General features: G+C 35.8%; 13 protein-coding genes, 1 other RNA gene and 2 pseudogenes. 11 read left to right on the top strand and 5 right to left on the bottom strand.

The genetic code is table 11. The annotated features are described in order from the left end of the window. Positions 1-112, top strand: a pseudogene (locus tag L1967_RS09755) (IS5 family transposase); the annotation flags it as partial. A gap of 27 nt (positions 113-139) precedes the next feature. Continuing rightward, positions 140-964 carry a sugar phosphate isomerase/epimerase family protein gene (locus L1967_RS09750; protein WP_249601473.1) on the top strand — a complete coding sequence of 275 codons (825 nt, stop codon included), beginning with the start codon at positions 140-142 and terminating at the stop codon, positions 962-964. 33 nt (positions 965-997) lie between these two features. On the opposite strand, the gene L1967_RS09745 is transcribed toward L1967_RS09750, so the two are convergent. Together L1967_RS09745 and L1967_RS09740 are read right to left on the bottom strand one after the other, a co-directional pair. Then, positions 998-1,474, bottom strand: a complete 477-nt coding sequence (locus L1967_RS09745) for a nucleoside deaminase (protein WP_249601472.1) — start codon at positions 1,472-1,474, stop codon at positions 998-1,000. 196 nt (positions 1,475-1,670) lie between these two features. Further along, positions 1,671-2,081 (bottom strand): hypothetical protein, encoded by a 411-nt coding sequence (locus L1967_RS09740; RefSeq protein ID WP_249601471.1) that lies wholly within the window; start codon positions 2,079-2,081, stop codon positions 1,671-1,673. A gap of 314 nt (positions 2,082-2,395) precedes the next feature. On the opposite strand from L1967_RS09740, the gene pyrR reads away from it, so the two are divergent. The 8 genes from pyrR to L1967_RS09700 all read left to right on the top strand — a co-directional run bounded on the left by pyrR (position 2,396) and on the right by L1967_RS09700 (position 9,759). Beyond that, entirely contained in the window at positions 2,396-2,935 is a 540-nt protein-coding gene (gene pyrR, locus L1967_RS09735) for a bifunctional pyr operon transcriptional regulator/uracil phosphoribosyltransferase PyrR (RefSeq protein WP_249601470.1), read from the top strand. Positions 2,936-2,943: 8 nt separating this feature from the next. Then, the gene (locus tag L1967_RS09730) at positions 2,944-3,873 is read left to right on the top strand and encodes an aspartate carbamoyltransferase catalytic subunit (protein WP_249601469.1); all 930 of its coding nucleotides are present in this window, start codon (positions 2,944-2,946) and stop codon (positions 3,871-3,873) included. 44 nt (positions 3,874-3,917) lie between these two features. Next, positions 3,918-4,250 carry a ribonuclease Z gene (locus L1967_RS09725; protein ID WP_249601468.1) on the top strand — a complete coding sequence of 111 codons (333 nt, stop codon included), beginning with the start codon at positions 3,918-3,920 and terminating at the stop codon, positions 4,248-4,250. A 44-nt stretch (positions 4,251-4,294) separates the two neighbouring features. After that, positions 4,295-5,200, top strand: coding sequence for a ribonuclease Z (locus tag L1967_RS09720; RefSeq protein WP_249601467.1), 906 nt, complete (start codon positions 4,295-4,297; stop codon positions 5,198-5,200). A 416-nt stretch (positions 5,201-5,616) separates the two neighbouring features. Beyond that, positions 5,617-6,261 (top strand): pyridoxamine 5'-phosphate oxidase, encoded by a 645-nt coding sequence (gene pdxH / locus L1967_RS09715; RefSeq protein ID WP_249601466.1) that lies wholly within the window; start codon positions 5,617-5,619, stop codon positions 6,259-6,261. Continuing rightward, on the top strand, positions 6,261-6,764 hold the full coding sequence (locus L1967_RS09710) for a SixA phosphatase family protein (RefSeq protein ID WP_249601465.1): 504 nt from the start codon (positions 6,261-6,263) through the stop codon (positions 6,762-6,764). The genes pdxH and L1967_RS09710 overlap by 1 nt, the downstream gene beginning before the upstream one ends. A gap of 2 nt (positions 6,765-6,766) precedes the next feature. Then, a complete protein-coding gene (ppk1, locus tag L1967_RS09705) occupies positions 6,767-8,875 on the top strand; it encodes a polyphosphate kinase 1 (RefSeq protein ID WP_249601464.1) in 2,109 nt (702 codons plus the stop codon). Continuing rightward, positions 8,872-9,759 carry a Ppx/GppA phosphatase family protein gene (locus tag L1967_RS09700; RefSeq protein WP_249601463.1) on the top strand — a complete coding sequence of 296 codons (888 nt, stop codon included), beginning with the start codon at positions 8,872-8,874 and terminating at the stop codon, positions 9,757-9,759. The genes ppk1 and L1967_RS09700 overlap by 4 nt, the downstream gene beginning before the upstream one ends. A 194-nt stretch (positions 9,760-9,953) precedes the next feature. Here L1967_RS09700 and L1967_RS09695 read toward each other — a convergent pair whose 3' ends face one another. Beyond that, entirely contained in the window at positions 9,954-10,535 is a 582-nt protein-coding gene (locus L1967_RS09695) for a MiaE family protein (protein WP_249601462.1), read from the bottom strand. A 2-nt stretch (positions 10,536-10,537) separates the two neighbouring features. Continuing rightward, on the bottom strand, positions 10,538-12,397 hold the full coding sequence (locus L1967_RS09690) for a DNA polymerase III subunit gamma/tau (protein ID WP_249601461.1): 1,860 nt from the start codon (positions 12,395-12,397) through the stop codon (positions 10,538-10,540). Positions 12,398-12,762: 365 nt separating this feature from the next. Between L1967_RS09690 and rnpB the strand changes: the two genes are divergently transcribed. Beyond that, an RNA gene (gene rnpB, locus L1967_RS09685) (RNase P RNA component class A) lies at positions 12,763-13,084 on the top strand. 59 nt (positions 13,085-13,143) lie between these two features. Here the strand turns inward: rnpB and L1967_RS09680 are convergent. Further along, positions 13,144-13,848 (bottom strand): annotated as a pseudogene (locus L1967_RS09680) (glycoside hydrolase family 16 protein); the annotation flags it as partial. Positions 13,849-13,873 lie beyond the last annotated feature (25 nt).

The raw sequence follows: 13,873 nt of genomic DNA, 5'->3' as shown, positions 1-13,873 counted from the left end.
GTTACTAAACAGGTTTGATACTACCGTGGCAAGCTGGACAGGGTTTAACTATCTTGCTTTTATTGTATTAGCCTTGAAAAAGTTCAAACCCTTCAAAAAGGAAAAAGTTTAAACGAGTTCAGTATAAAAAAATAATAAAATGGGTAAGTTGGGTATTTGTTCCTGGATCCTGGGAATATCAGATATAAATAAATTGATGGAAAAAGTAAAATCACTGGGGCTGGATGGCGTACAGCTTAGTGGTGATTGCCGTCAATATGATGCTAAAGAAGTTAGAGATGCCGCAGATCTTTTTAATCTTGAAATTTTCGCGATAGATCCCTTTAATTGTGAGCCACCAGAGCCACAGCAGGCAAATATTGAAACTGCTGTAGCATTCTACAAAGATGTAATTGATTTTGCAGTACAGGTTAAAGCGCCCTGGGTAAGCCTTCAGGGATTACCAAAATGGACAATTAATTGCAATACTGCCAATGATTGTTGGGAAATGCTGGTACATTGTTGTAAAACACTTGATGCTTATGCACAGTTAAAAAAAGTAAAGATCGCTTACGAATGTGTTAATCGATACGAATCTTCCATGATCCATACAGCAGAAAAGGGTATGGAATTAATAAAGGCTGTGGGGCATCGCAATTTTGGATTAGTATTGGATAGTTTTCACATGCATATTGAAGAACCCGACCCTATAGAAGCTTTAAGAAAAGCTAAAGGGCTATTATTTAGTTATCATATTTCAGATTCCAATAGATCTGGAATTGGAAGGGGACAGGTAGATTTTGTAAAACATCATGCTGTATTAGAGGAAATAGGCTTTGAGGGGCCAATTATGATTGAAGTAGTTATACCGGAGTTGGTGCCTACTCATACGCCTAAAACAGCTTTAGAGAGGGAACGCTTAGATGAAGAAATTAGACGGAGTATTAGGGTTTGGCAAAATTTGAAAGAAAAGAAGCATATTTAAAAAATTGAAATGTAAACATAAAAAAACCGAATCTTAATAATCGATTCGGTTTTCTTTTTTGTCCCACTTTTCAAAAACGGGTAATCCTTCTTCTCTAAGAATATTTTCAAAAGGAACTTTTCTATTTTCGATGTCTTTATCCAGTTCTTCATAAATAAACTGATCGTCGAAACCAATTTTAGCAGCATCGCTATGGTTTAAGGCATAAAAGACTTTTTTAGGACGAGCCCAATAGATAGCACCTAAACACATAGGGCAAGGCTCACAACTGGTATAAAGTACACAATCTTCTAACTGAAATGCATTTAAATTTTCGCAGGCTCTTCTAATGGCGGTTATTTCGGCATGGGCTGTAGGGTCGTTACTGGAAGTTACTATATTCCATCCTTCAGCGATAATTTCTCCATCTTTAACCACGACTGCTCCAAAAGGTCCGCCAGCACCGGTATTCATACCTTCTTCGGCTAGTTCTATAGCCCTTCGCATAAATTTTTTATCGTCCTCTGTCATAATCATTAATTTTTCTTCAAGGTCAAAACTAAATAAAAAAGGACAGTAAAAACTGTCCAAATTCGATCTTATGATTTTTATAACTTAAAAGATTCATCATTATAAGAGAGAGAACTTGTTATTCATTATTTTGAGTTGCTGTTTTACAGTGATTTTGTTTTGATGAATTCTTCTTTTAAGACTATTAAATTTTAGATCACATAAAGTTTTTGGCAATCGATCCAAAATTTGCCGGTATGTTGGTTTCATCAGTAAAAGGTATTATGCGAGATAATTGCTCGCTTTGATTGAGAATTAAAAGATATTCTGCAATCAGCTGCGCTAAAAGCGTTCTATGTGATTTGCTAAGATGTGCCGTATTAATTAAAATGTAATCGTTTTTTGATTTTAAAGGTTCACGACGAATAGGGTTCCAAAAACCTTTAATACTAACTCTTTTATTCAAAGATCGAAGTTCTTTGATAAAAATAGATGAGGTCTCTTCATCATAATTTTGTTGAAGATATTTTTCTATTTCGATGTAATAAAAACTACTTAATAATATTTCATTGGCACGTTTAACAACTCGGGAAAGTCTTCGGTTTCCACCATTGTAAATTAATTTCATTTTTGATTGTTTTTAGAATTTATGTTTGGGTTAAATTAATTTTTAGAAAAAATGAAATAAAAGTATGGTATGTTAAGTAATCTTTAGGGCTCTTTTTGTTTTAAAGGTAGTTTATATTTATTTGATAGTCAATAGAATATTCGTTTGTAAATTATTATTATGATTCCTGTATTTTTTAGCCCTCAAAATTTAAATTTAGAGACTAAAAGCCCTTTAATAATTTATTTTTTTGAGAAAATCTATGATCTTATTTGATTAGAAGAATCAAAAAATACCTTATTTTTGCATTCCGAACCTTCATTTCAACCCAGTATATGAGTCAAAAAGTGCTACTTACCGCTAAAGAAGTACAAATAATTTTGCAACGACTGGCTTGCCAGCTTGTAGAAAATCATTCTGACTTTTCTAATACTGTTCTTATCGGTATACAGCCAAGAGGTATATTTTTACTAAATAGACTTCAGGAAATTTTGGAAAAGGAATATCATTTAAAAGATCTTAAAACCGGCCAATTGGACATTACTTTTTATCGGGATGACTTCCGTAGAAGTGATAAACCTTTAGAAGCCAATAAAACCAGGATCGATTTTGTGGTAGAAGATAAGCGCGTGGTATTTATCGATGATGTTTTATATACCGGTAGAAGTATAAGAGCAGCCCTAACTGCAATCCAGTCTTTTGGAAGACCAAAAGAAATTGAATTGTTAAGTTTTATCGATCGTCGTTTTAGCAGGCATTTACCTATTCAGCCAGATTATAATGGCAGGCAGGTAGACGCCATAAACGAGGAAAAAGTAAAAGTAAACTGGAAGGAAAATGAAGGCGAAGATATTGTTTACCTTATTTCAAAATAACTAGCGTAATGAGCGAATTAAGTGTTAACCACTTACTTGGGATTAAGTACCTGCAAAAATCGGATATTGACCTAATTTTTAATACTGCCGATCATTTTAAAGAAGTTATTAACCGACCTATTAAAAAAGTTCCTTCGTTACGTGATATTACCATAGCCAACTTATTTTTCGAAAATAGTACAAGAACCCGTCTTTCTTTTGAGCTTGCCGAAAAGCGATTAAGTGCAGATACCATTAATTTTTCTGCAGCTTCTTCTTCAGTAAAAAAAGGAGAAACGCTTATCGATACCGTAAATAACATCTTATCGATGAAAGTGGATATGGTGGTGATGCGGCACCCCAATCCGGGAGCAGGAATTTTTCTTTCTAAGCATGTAAAAGCAAGTATTGTAAATGCAGGGGATGGAGCGCACGAGCATCCAACACAAGCCCTGCTCGACTCGTATTCTATACGCGAACGTTTAGGCGAGTTGGCCGGTAAAAATGTGGTGATTGTAGGGGATATTTTGCATAGTCGCGTGGCACTGTCTAACATTTTTGCTTTGAAATTACAGGGAGCAAACGTAAAAGTTTGTGGGCCAAAAACGCTTATTCCTAAATATATAGATTCTTTAGGGGTAGAGGTAGAGACCAATCTTATAAAAGCATTAGAATGGTGTGATGTTGCCAATATGCTTAGGGTGCAAAATGAAAGAATGGATATTAGTTATTTTCCCTCTACCAGAGAATATACACAGCAATTTGGCCTAACTAAGAAAATACTCAATAGCCTGAACAAAGAAATTATTGTGATGCACCCGGGTCCAATTAATCGAGGGGTAGAAATTACCAGCGATGTTGCCGATAGTGATCAGGCAATTATATTAGATCAGGTTCAAAATGGTGTGGCCATACGAATGGCGGCGATATATTTATTGGCCTCAAAAATTAAGCAATAGATTTTATTTTTTAAATTAGTACTTTATCTTACAAAAAGAGGCTAATGAAAATTGAAAAGAAAGAAAACTATCTTTTAATTACAGATGATAAGGATTCTATAACCGATTTCACATCTAGGCTTACCACTAATCATCACCAGTTTGAAAATGAAAACGTGGTGGTGGACATTTTAAAATACGGTGAACTGGAGTTAGAAGAGTTATTGGGGTTTTTAGAGCTTTCTACCGTACATCGTGCTAACAAAAAATCTTTTGTAATTGCCAATGATGCTATTAATATAGATAAAATCCCTGAAGAATTATTTGTAGTGCCTACTTTAAGAGAAGCCGAAGATGTGATCCAGATGGAAGAATTAGAGCGAGAGCTTGGTTTTTGAATTCTTCCTAAAATAACATCTATTTCTTTTTAAAATCGATTTTAATGAAGCTTGATATATTAGGTTGTTACGCAGCCACTCCACGTTCTTTAACCAATCCCACCTCCCAGGTTTTAACAATGCAAAATCAGATGTTTTTAATCGATTGCGGGGAAGGTACACAAGTTCAGCTTCGAAAAAATAAGATTAAATTCGGTAAAATCGAGCATATTTTTATTTCGCATTTGCACGGCGATCATTTTTATGGTTTAATAGGGCTTATCTCTACTTTTATGCTGTTAAACCGGGAGAAAGAACTTCATGTTTATGGACCAAAAGGAATAAAAGAAGTGATTTTGCTTCAGCTTAAACTATCCAATGCCTGGACACCATATCCGTTGTATTTTCACGAATTGACTTCAACAGAACCAGAAATAGTTTACGAAAACAATAAACTTTCCGTAGAAACCATTCCGCTTAAACACCGGGTGTACACTAATGGATTTTTATTTAGGGAGAAACAAGGTGATCGTAAATTGTTAGTGGAAGAAGCCAAAAAGTATAATATAGATGTGACATTGTTTAAAAGCCTTAAAAAAGGAAAAGATGTAGTTTCTGAAGAAGGCGAGCTTATAAAAAACGAACTGGTAACAGAACCTGGAGACGCGCCTAAAAGTTATGCTTTTTGTAGTGATACTGTTTTTTCTGAAAATATTATTCCGCAATTATCCAATATCGATGTGTTGTACCACGAATCTACTTTTTTAGAGGAGCAGCTTAAATTAACCGAACCTACCAAGCACAGCACCGCAAAACAGGCTGCAACCATTGCCAAAAAAGCTAACGTAAAACAATTAATTTTAGGGCATTACTCTACAAGATATCCTGATATTGAGCTATTTGAAAAGGAGGCCGAAGAGGTTTTTCCTAATGTTTCACTGGCCGAAGATGGTAAGAGTTTTGAGTTTTAATGCCTAATTGAAGTTTTAATTTATAGGTCTCTAGTTCTTGGGATGTCCCAGAAATTATCAAAAAGCTTTTCGCATGCATCACTCTGGTTTTTGCTGAAGAATCTTGCTTTAGATGGGATTTTAAGTTAGGATTGATTGTAATTTATTCTATGCATTCTCCAAATTGAAGATTGGTAGGATTGTTACTGCTTTTTTAGAATACCAACTTCATTTCAGCAAATCAAAAATACTTTAAAATTTTCTCGAAAATCGCTATAAACAGGGGCAATTTTTTTCGACCTTATTTTTAAAACTTGTAAATTGCAGTAAACAAATAGAGCCTACGGCTTCTATAAATATTGAGTAAAATCGATCTAAGATTTAGGTTGATTTTAGTAAAAAAAATACCTTTTTAGGAAAGTTAAAAACATAAAGCAATGAGCAGGAATCTTCAGGATTATAGACAATCTTATGAAAAAGATGAATTGTTAGAAAGCAGTATTTCTGATAATCCATTCCAATTATTTGAACAATGGTTTAATGAGACCGAAATCGCAGGCGGGGCAGGAGAGGTAAATGCGATGACGATTGCTACGATTGGTCTGGACGGTTTTCCAAAATCGAGAGTAGTACTTTTAAAATCCTACGATGCTGATGGTTTTATTTTTTATACCAATTTTAATTCTGAAAAAGGAAAAGCCATAGCCTTAAACCCTAATGTTTGTTTATCATTTTTTTGGCCTTCTACAGAGCGACAGGTGATTATACAGGGAGTTGTAGAAAAAGTAGATGAAGAAACCGCGACAGAATATTATCATTCTCGCCCACGTGGTAGCCAATTAGGTGCATGGGCATCACCACAAAGTTCTGAAATTGCTTCCAGAGAAGTATTAGAAAATAACTTAGCTGAAGTAGAACATAAATATGAAGGTCAGGAAGTGCCTAAACCAGAATATTGGGGCGGTTATATTGTAAAGCCGTTTGCAATAGAGTTTTGGCAGGGACGCAAAAACAGATTACACGATCGTATTGCTTACATTAAAGAAGATGCTAAATGGAATAATAAACGTTTAGCCCCTTAATGATGAAACGGTTAGTTATAGTGAGACATGGAAAATCTTCCTGGAAACACAATTTGCCAGATGATGAAAGACCTCTAAAAAAGAGGGCTTTTAAAGATGCAAAAGTGGTTTTAGGCGTTTTTGAAACATTTTTCAGGCAAAATATAAATGAAGATGCTACGCTATTTTGGAGTAGTCATGCTGTACGTGCTAAAAAAACAGCGAAAATATTCAAGAAAAAATTAGGGATTAAGGACGAAGATTTCCAGATAAAAAAATCATTATATACTTTTAGTAGTGGGGAGTTAAAAAAGATAATTCGTTCAGCTCCAAATTCCATAGAAACGCTAGTTGTTTTTTCGCATAATCCCGGGATTACCAGTTTGGTAAACCACATGGGAGATCGCAAATTTGATAATATTCCAACAACCGGCCTGTGCGTTATAGAATTTGAAGACCATAGTTGGGATTCTATATCATCAGGTAAAACCTTACTAACCCTTTTTCCAAAGAATTTACGTTAAGCATGCAGGAAAATAAGTACATCAATCGAGAATTGAGTTGGCTTCAATTTAATACCCGTGTTTTACAGGAAGCCGAAGATGAAACCGTACCATTAATAGAAAGACTCCGATTTTTAGGGATTTTCAGTAATAATTTAGACGAATTTTTTAAAGTACGCTATGCCACTGTAAAACGTATTGATCTTGCCGGAAAAGCAGGAAAAAGCGCGTTGGGTGGTATGAAAGCCAGTAAGCTTTTAGAAGATATTACTAAAGTAGTGATAAAGCAACAGTCTGAAAGTTTAAAGATTTTAGAGAAGATCCAACAACGGCTCCGTGAGGAACATGGTATTTGTGTGATTAATGAAAAAGAAGTCTCTGAATCGCAGCAGAAATTTGTAAAAGATTATTTTCTTTCTCAAGTAAGTCCGGCGTTGGTGACTATTGTACTTAACGATTTAGAAGAATTACCAAGTTTAAAAGATAGTGCCGCTTATCTGGCTGTAACAATGGAAATGAAACCTCCCAAACCGGCAGGGAAAATTTCGAAATTGATGAAAAGTTCTGTGCATGAGCGTAAGTATGTTCTTATCGAAATTCCGCGAAGCATAGAGCGATTTGTGATGTTGCCATCTGATGATGATAAAAAATATATTATTATTCTAGACGATTTAATTCGGTATAATCTTAATAGTATTTTAAATATTTTTGAATATGAAACTATTTCGGCACACATGATCAAGATTACAAGGGATGCCGAATTAGATATTGACAGTGATCTTAGTAAGAGTTTTATAGAAAAAATTTCTGAAAGCGTAAAAGATAGAATTAAAGGGGATCCTGTTCGTTTTGTTTACGATAAAAATATTGATAAGGCCACACTTAATTACCTTATGAATAAAATGGGAATAGATCATGCCGATAGTATTATTCCCGGTGGACGTTACCATAACCGTCGGGATTACATGGGATTCCCTAGATTAGGAAGCAAAGAATTGCTTTACGATACCAAAGAAGCCCTTCCTATTCCCGGCCTTGCGTTGCAAGCAAGTTTAATACAGGGTACGGGTAAAAAAGACCACATGCTTTATGCACCTTATCAAAGTTTCTCTTATGTGGTGAAGTTTTTACGAGAGGCTGCTTTAGATCCAAAAGTAAAAACGATTAAAATTACGATTTATCGCCTGGCTAAAATATCGCACATCGCCAGTTCTTTAATTAATGCCGTTAAAAATGGGAAGAAGGTTTTAGTTCAGATAGAATTAAGAGCGCGTTTTGATGAGGCAGCAAACATAAAGTATGCTGAGCAAATGCAGCGCGAAGGGGTTAAGCTTATTTTTGGGGTGCCTGGATTAAAAGTGCATTGTAAAACCTGTGTAATCGAGCGTGAAGAAAACAATGGGAAATTAAAGAAATACGGCTTTATAAGCACGGGGAATTTTAATGAATCAACTTCAAAAATTTATACCGATTATACCCTTTTTACCGCTAATCAGGAGATCTTAAAAGAAGTGAATAAGGTTTTCGACTTTTTTGAAACCAATTATAAAGTAAGTAAATACAGGCATTTAATTGTCTCCCCACATTATACCAGAACGGTTTTAACAAAGCTTATTCAAAAGGAAATCGATAATCAGCTTGAAGGGAAACCCGCTGGGATTAAGCTAAAGTTAAACAGTCTATCAGATTACCCCATGATCGATAAACTATACCAGGCTAGCAGGGCTGGGCTTAAGATCAAATTAATCGTTAGAGGGATTAACTGTTTAATTCCAGGAGTACCCGGTATGAGCGAGAATATTGAAGCCATTAGCGTTGTCGATAAATTTTTAGAGCACCCAAGAGTGTATATTTTCGAGAATGCAGGTAATCCAAGAGTATATATTTCTTCGGCCGATTTAATGTCTAGAAATCTTGATAATCGTGTAGAAATTGCCTGCCCTATTTACGATAAAGATATAAAACAGGAAGTAATCGATGGCTTTGAAATTAGTTGGAGTGATAATGTAAAAGCTCGTATTTTTTCAGAAAAGCAAAACAATGCTTATCGTAAAAAAACGAAGCCTAGAGTCCGCTCTCAGGAAGCACTTTACGATTATTACTTAAATAAAAACCAAAATTATAAGGAGTGATAGTACAAAAGAAATTAGCAGCAATAGATATAGGTTCTAATGCCATTAGGTTATTGGTCTCTACAATTACTGAAAAAGAAGGAATGGAAGCCATCTTTAGAAAAACATCTTTAGTGCGCGTGCCTATAAGATTGGGAGCAGATGTTTTTTTAAAGCAAAATATCTCTGAAAATAATCAGGATCGTATGGTAGATGCCATGCAAGCTTTTAGCTTGTTAATGAAAGCACATGGAGTAGAAAAATATAAAGCCTGTGCAACATCAGCGATGCGTGAAGCTAAAAATAGTGAAGCCGTTACCCAGATCATTAAAAATAAAACAGGTATCGAAATCGAAATCATTGATGGATCACACGAAGCTGCAATTATCGCAGCGACAGATTTGCATGCCTTAATCCAGGGCGATCATAATTATCTGTATGTAGATGTTGGTGGTGGAAGTACAGAATATACACTTTACAGTAACGGAAAATCTATAGCTTCAAGATCTTTTAAAGTAGGGACGGTACGTTTACTAAATGATTTAGTAGAAAATAAAACCTGGCGAGAAATGGAATCCTGGGTGCGAGAAACCACTAAAGGATATCAGGATATTAGCCTTATAGGATCGGGTGGGAATATTAATAATATTTTTAAAACCAGCGGTAAAAAAGAAGGCAAGCCTTTAAGCCTTACTTATCTTAAAAAGTACGACGAATTGCTTAATAGCTATAATTACGAAGAAAGGATTACTGAGTTAGACTTAAAGAATGACCGTGCAGATGTAATTATTCCGGCATCTAGAATTTATCTGAATTCTATGAGATGGGCTAGAGCACACCAAATCTATGTGCCTAAAATTGGTTTGGCCGATGGAATTATAAAATCCTTATATCATTCTGAATAATAGTGATTTATAATTTTCTGAAAAGACTGTCTAAAATTTCATTTTCGTCAATCTGTTTCGATAGCTGTCGGAATTGTTTCGGGTTCTCATATAGATTTTTGAATCAGTATGATGAGATTCTGAAATGAAACTATCCGCTGACAGGCAGGTTCAGAATGACTTCTTTGGATATTTTTAGACGGCTTTTTTTTAATTTATCCGTGAATGGTTTCTTTAGTTCCTAATCCCTGAATCATCTTACCTTCAAATTCTAAAAGATCGTTCCATTTTTTGTCAACCACTTCGCGATCACCATATTTTCTGGCAAACTTTAAAAACATGGTGTAGTGATTGGCTTCACTTATCATTAAATTTTTATAAAATTCGGCCAGTTCCTTGTCTTCAAGTTTTTCGCTTAATAATCTAAAACGCTCGCAACTTCTGGCTTCGATTAAGCCTGCGATCAATAATCTATGGATGAGCTGCGTTTTTCGGCTGCCGCCTTTTGGGAAAAACTTCAAAAGCTGAACAACATATTCGTCCTTACGATCCCATCCCATCTGGATGTTACGCTCTAAAATTTTATCGTGTACCATTTTAAAATGACCCATTTCTTCACGGGATAAGGCAATCATGGCAGTAACAAGCTCGGGATATTCAGGATAATTTACAATTAAAGAAATAGCGGTTGATGCTGCCTTTTGCTCACACCATGCATGATCGATTAAAATTTCTTCAATATTTTTATTTGCGATATCGGCCCATCTGGGATCGGTAGGAAGTTTTAAACCAAGCATAATTATACGTCTAAATCAAAAGTTGTTCGTAATTTATCCAAAAGCGGATTTTTCTCTTTTAGCTTATTGTATTTTTCTATTGGTGTAAATACAAATTTTTTCGCCGTACTCTCATTCACATCAATAACCAGCGAAATAGTCGTGTTTTTCAATCTGGTTTTCAGAAACCCCATTAATTTGTGTTGACCTCTTTCCAGATCGATTTTCATGGATTCTGCCGGTAATTCTATATGAATTTCGTTCTCGTTCTTTAAGGTAGGAAGATCTGTCTCTAAAATAGAAGCCAGGATTTTTTCGCCGCGTTTCTTCAGTTTATGTACATAATCGTCCCAAGCCGCCTGTAATTGTGTTTCGGTAAATTTTCCGGTCATTACCGTTTCACGCTCCGGAGCTTTATCTTTAACCTGGGCCTCAAGTTCTTTTTTCTTTCGAATACTTGCAAGTGAAAGTCCAGATACGCGTTCTCTTTTTACTTCGGTATCAGTAGCAGGTTTCGATAATTCGCTATTTGGAGGTTGAATTTTAGTTGTTTCCTGTTCTTCTTCAGTTTTTTCTTCTTTTTCTTCGGAAGTATTGGGAACTTCATTACTAAAATATTCCTGACTGGCTGGTGTGGCTTCAGGGGCACAGGTATCATTTTCTGTGCGATTTTCAACTGAAGGTTGTTGTGCTTCTTTGGGGGCGGTATCATTTTGCCCATATTCGTTATTCCTGATAATCGATTTTTCCTCTTTTGAGATCGATTTTGCAGGTTGTTCAAAATGAGAAGCGGGAACTATTTTAGGACTGCTGTTTTTTTTTTCTCCGTCGAAAGTGACAGAGGCAATTTGCATTAAGCAGAGTTCTACTAAGAGTCGTTGATTTCGGCTGCTTTTATATTTTAAATCACATTCATTGGCCAGATCGATAGCCTGAAGCAAAAATTGCTGAGACGTTTTTTGTGATTGCTCAAAATATCTGGCTTTTGTTTGTTCACCTACTTCTAAAAGCTGGATCGTCCGCTGATCTTTACAAACTAATAAATCCCTAAAATGCGAAGCCAGACCGGCAATAAAATGATGCCCGTCAAATCCATTAGATAGGATATCATTAAATAGTACCAGTAATTGCGGAATGTTATTATCTAACAACAGATCTGTTACCTGCATGTAGGTGTCATAATCTAACACATTCAGGTTCTCCGTAACAGCCTGTCTGGTTAAATCTTTTCCACTAAAACTTACTACACGATCGTAAATAGAAAGCGCATCACGCATCGCGCCATCGGCTTTTTGAGCAATGATTTGCAGCGCATCTTCATCAGCATTCACCCCTTCCTGCTCGGCAATATATTTTAAGTAGTCTTTAGCATCGGTTACCGTAATTCTTTTAAAATCAAAGATCTGGCAACGAGAAAGAATAGTAGGGATAATCTTATGTTTCTCGGTCGTAGCAAGGATAAAAATCGCATGTTTAGGCGGCTCTTCTAAGGTTTTTAGAAATGCATTAAAGGCCGAGGTGGATAACATGTGAACCTCGTCGATAATATACACTTTATAAGTTCCTACCTGCGGTGGTATTCTTACCTGATCGATAAGGTTACGAATATCGTCAACCGAGTTGTTAGAGGCGGCATCGAGCTCAAAAATATTAAAAGCAAAATCTTCATCTGGACTTTCAGTACCGTCCTGATTAATCATTTTGGCTAAAATACGGGCACAAGTTGTTTTTCCCACGCCACGAGGGCCGGTAAATAAAAGCGCCTGCGCCAGATGGTTATGAGCGATAGCATTAGCCAATGTATTGGTAATGGCCTGTTGCCCAACCACATCTTTAAAGGTTTGTGGCCTGTATTTACGTGCCGAAACTACAAAATGCTCCATCTAACAAGTTTGAACGACAAATATAAAAATAGCCTGCTTAACTCCGAAAATATGTACTAGTATTTATAAACAAATCATCAACTTTATGAGTGGCATGTTGAAATTTGATAATGTGATGATAGCTGAAAGCTAATGGTTAATTACAAATAGCTTTTCTGAGTTTACATTGTTTCGTTATTAGGGCATAGATGATAGACCAAGGGCTGGAGAATTTTAAAATGTATTAATTTGAAAATGATTTTCTTGGCTTTTTGCTCAGATTGTTGATTTTTCGAGATATTTTAAATTTAACAAACGCGACTGCTAACTGTAAACTCATGAACTTTTACTCTAAACTTTCAACTTAATTTAAATACATTTGCAGCCAAGCAGGTCGGCCCTATCGCTAAGTTCATATTTGTGGCTTAGAGGAAAGTCCGGACACCATAGAGCAGCATAGTGGGTAACGCCCACCGGTCGTGAGGCCAGGACAAGTGCAACAGAAAGAATGTACAGGTAATGCTGTAGTGAAATCAGGTAAACTCTATGCGGTGCAATGCCATGTAAACCAACATTATCAAATTGCTCGTTTGTCGTTGGAGGGTAGGCAGCTAAAGGACTTTGGTAACAATGTTCTAAGATAAATGACAAGGGCATCCTGATGTATTTCAGGGTGAACAGAATCCGGCTTACAGACCTGCTTTTTTATATACCCGTACATAATCGATTAGATATTCCTGCGGAAAAATGGAATCGTCAATTTCCCCAGCCCATTTTCCACCAAGAGCCAGATTAATAATTAAGAAAAATGGCTTTTTAAAAGGATTATTTTCGGTATCTGCCTGATCGATGTTGAAAGTGTAATACACGTAATCATCAAAAGAGAATTCAATTTTTTCTGAATCCCAGTTCATCCCGTAAACATGAAAATCCTCACTAGGAGCAGTCTCTAATTTTAACTGCCCGCCTTCACTTTTAATTTTGGATCCTTTACCATGCGGATAATGAACGGTAGCATGGATATTATAAGGATCTTTGCCCACAAATTCAAGAATATCAATTTCACCGCTATAAGGCCATTCGATATCGTGAAAATTAGCCCCTAACATCCAGATGGCCGGCCAAACGCCTTTTCCCTGTGGAAGTTTAGCGCGGACTTCAATTTTACCGAAATTTAGATCGAATTTTTTATGGGTGTGTAAGCTTGCCGAGGTGTAATGCGCTTTTTCTGTATTATAACGATAGTTCTGAATATCGGGATCGTATTTCTTGTTTCGATATCCTTCTTTTCTGGCAATGATTTTTAGAACATCATTTTTAACAATGGCATTCTTCTTTCTTTTGGTATAATATTGTTCCTCAAGATTACGAATAAAACCGGTTTCATGTGTCCATTTGTTTTTATCGGGCTTACCACGATAATCAAACTCATCATTCCAAATTAATTCATAATCCTGCGCATTAGCTTCCATCGATAAGCACACTAAAATTGTAAGA

The sequence above is a fragment of the Zunongwangia pacifica genome (assembly GCF_023499215.1).
Lineage (GTDB): Bacteria > Bacteroidota > Bacteroidia > Flavobacteriales > Flavobacteriaceae > Zunongwangia > Zunongwangia pacifica.
This window is presented reverse-complemented; position numbering and strand designations above follow the sequence as displayed.

Coding starts and splice junctions, on each gene's coding strand:
- L1967_RS09690 (WP_249601461.1), bottom strand. CDS start 12,397: ATGGAGCATTTTGTAGTTTCGGCACGTAAATACAGGCCACAAACCTTT.
- L1967_RS09750 (WP_249601473.1), top strand. CDS start 140: ATGGGTAAGTTGGGTATTTGTTCCTGGATCCTGGGAATATCAGATATA.
- L1967_RS09710 (WP_249601465.1), top strand. CDS start 6,261: ATGATGAAACGGTTAGTTATAGTGAGACATGGAAAATCTTCCTGGAAA.
- L1967_RS09730 (WP_249601469.1), top strand. CDS start 2,944: ATGAGCGAATTAAGTGTTAACCACTTACTTGGGATTAAGTACCTGCAA.
- pdxH (WP_249601466.1), top strand. CDS start 5,617: ATGAGCAGGAATCTTCAGGATTATAGACAATCTTATGAAAAAGATGAA.
- L1967_RS09740 (WP_249601471.1), bottom strand. CDS start 2,081: ATGAAATTAATTTACAATGGTGGAAACCGAAGACTTTCCCGAGTTGTT.
- L1967_RS09695 (WP_249601462.1), bottom strand. CDS start 10,535: ATGCTTGGTTTAAAACTTCCTACCGATCCCAGATGGGCCGATATCGCA.
- L1967_RS09745 (WP_249601472.1), bottom strand. CDS start 1,474: ATGACAGAGGACGATAAAAAATTTATGCGAAGGGCTATAGAACTAGCC.
- L1967_RS09725 (WP_249601468.1), top strand. CDS start 3,918: ATGAAAATTGAAAAGAAAGAAAACTATCTTTTAATTACAGATGATAAG.
- pyrR (WP_249601470.1), top strand. CDS start 2,396: ATGAGTCAAAAAGTGCTACTTACCGCTAAAGAAGTACAAATAATTTTG.
- L1967_RS09720 (WP_249601467.1), top strand. CDS start 4,295: ATGAAGCTTGATATATTAGGTTGTTACGCAGCCACTCCACGTTCTTTA.
- ppk1 (WP_249601464.1), top strand. CDS start 6,767: ATGCAGGAAAATAAGTACATCAATCGAGAATTGAGTTGGCTTCAATTT.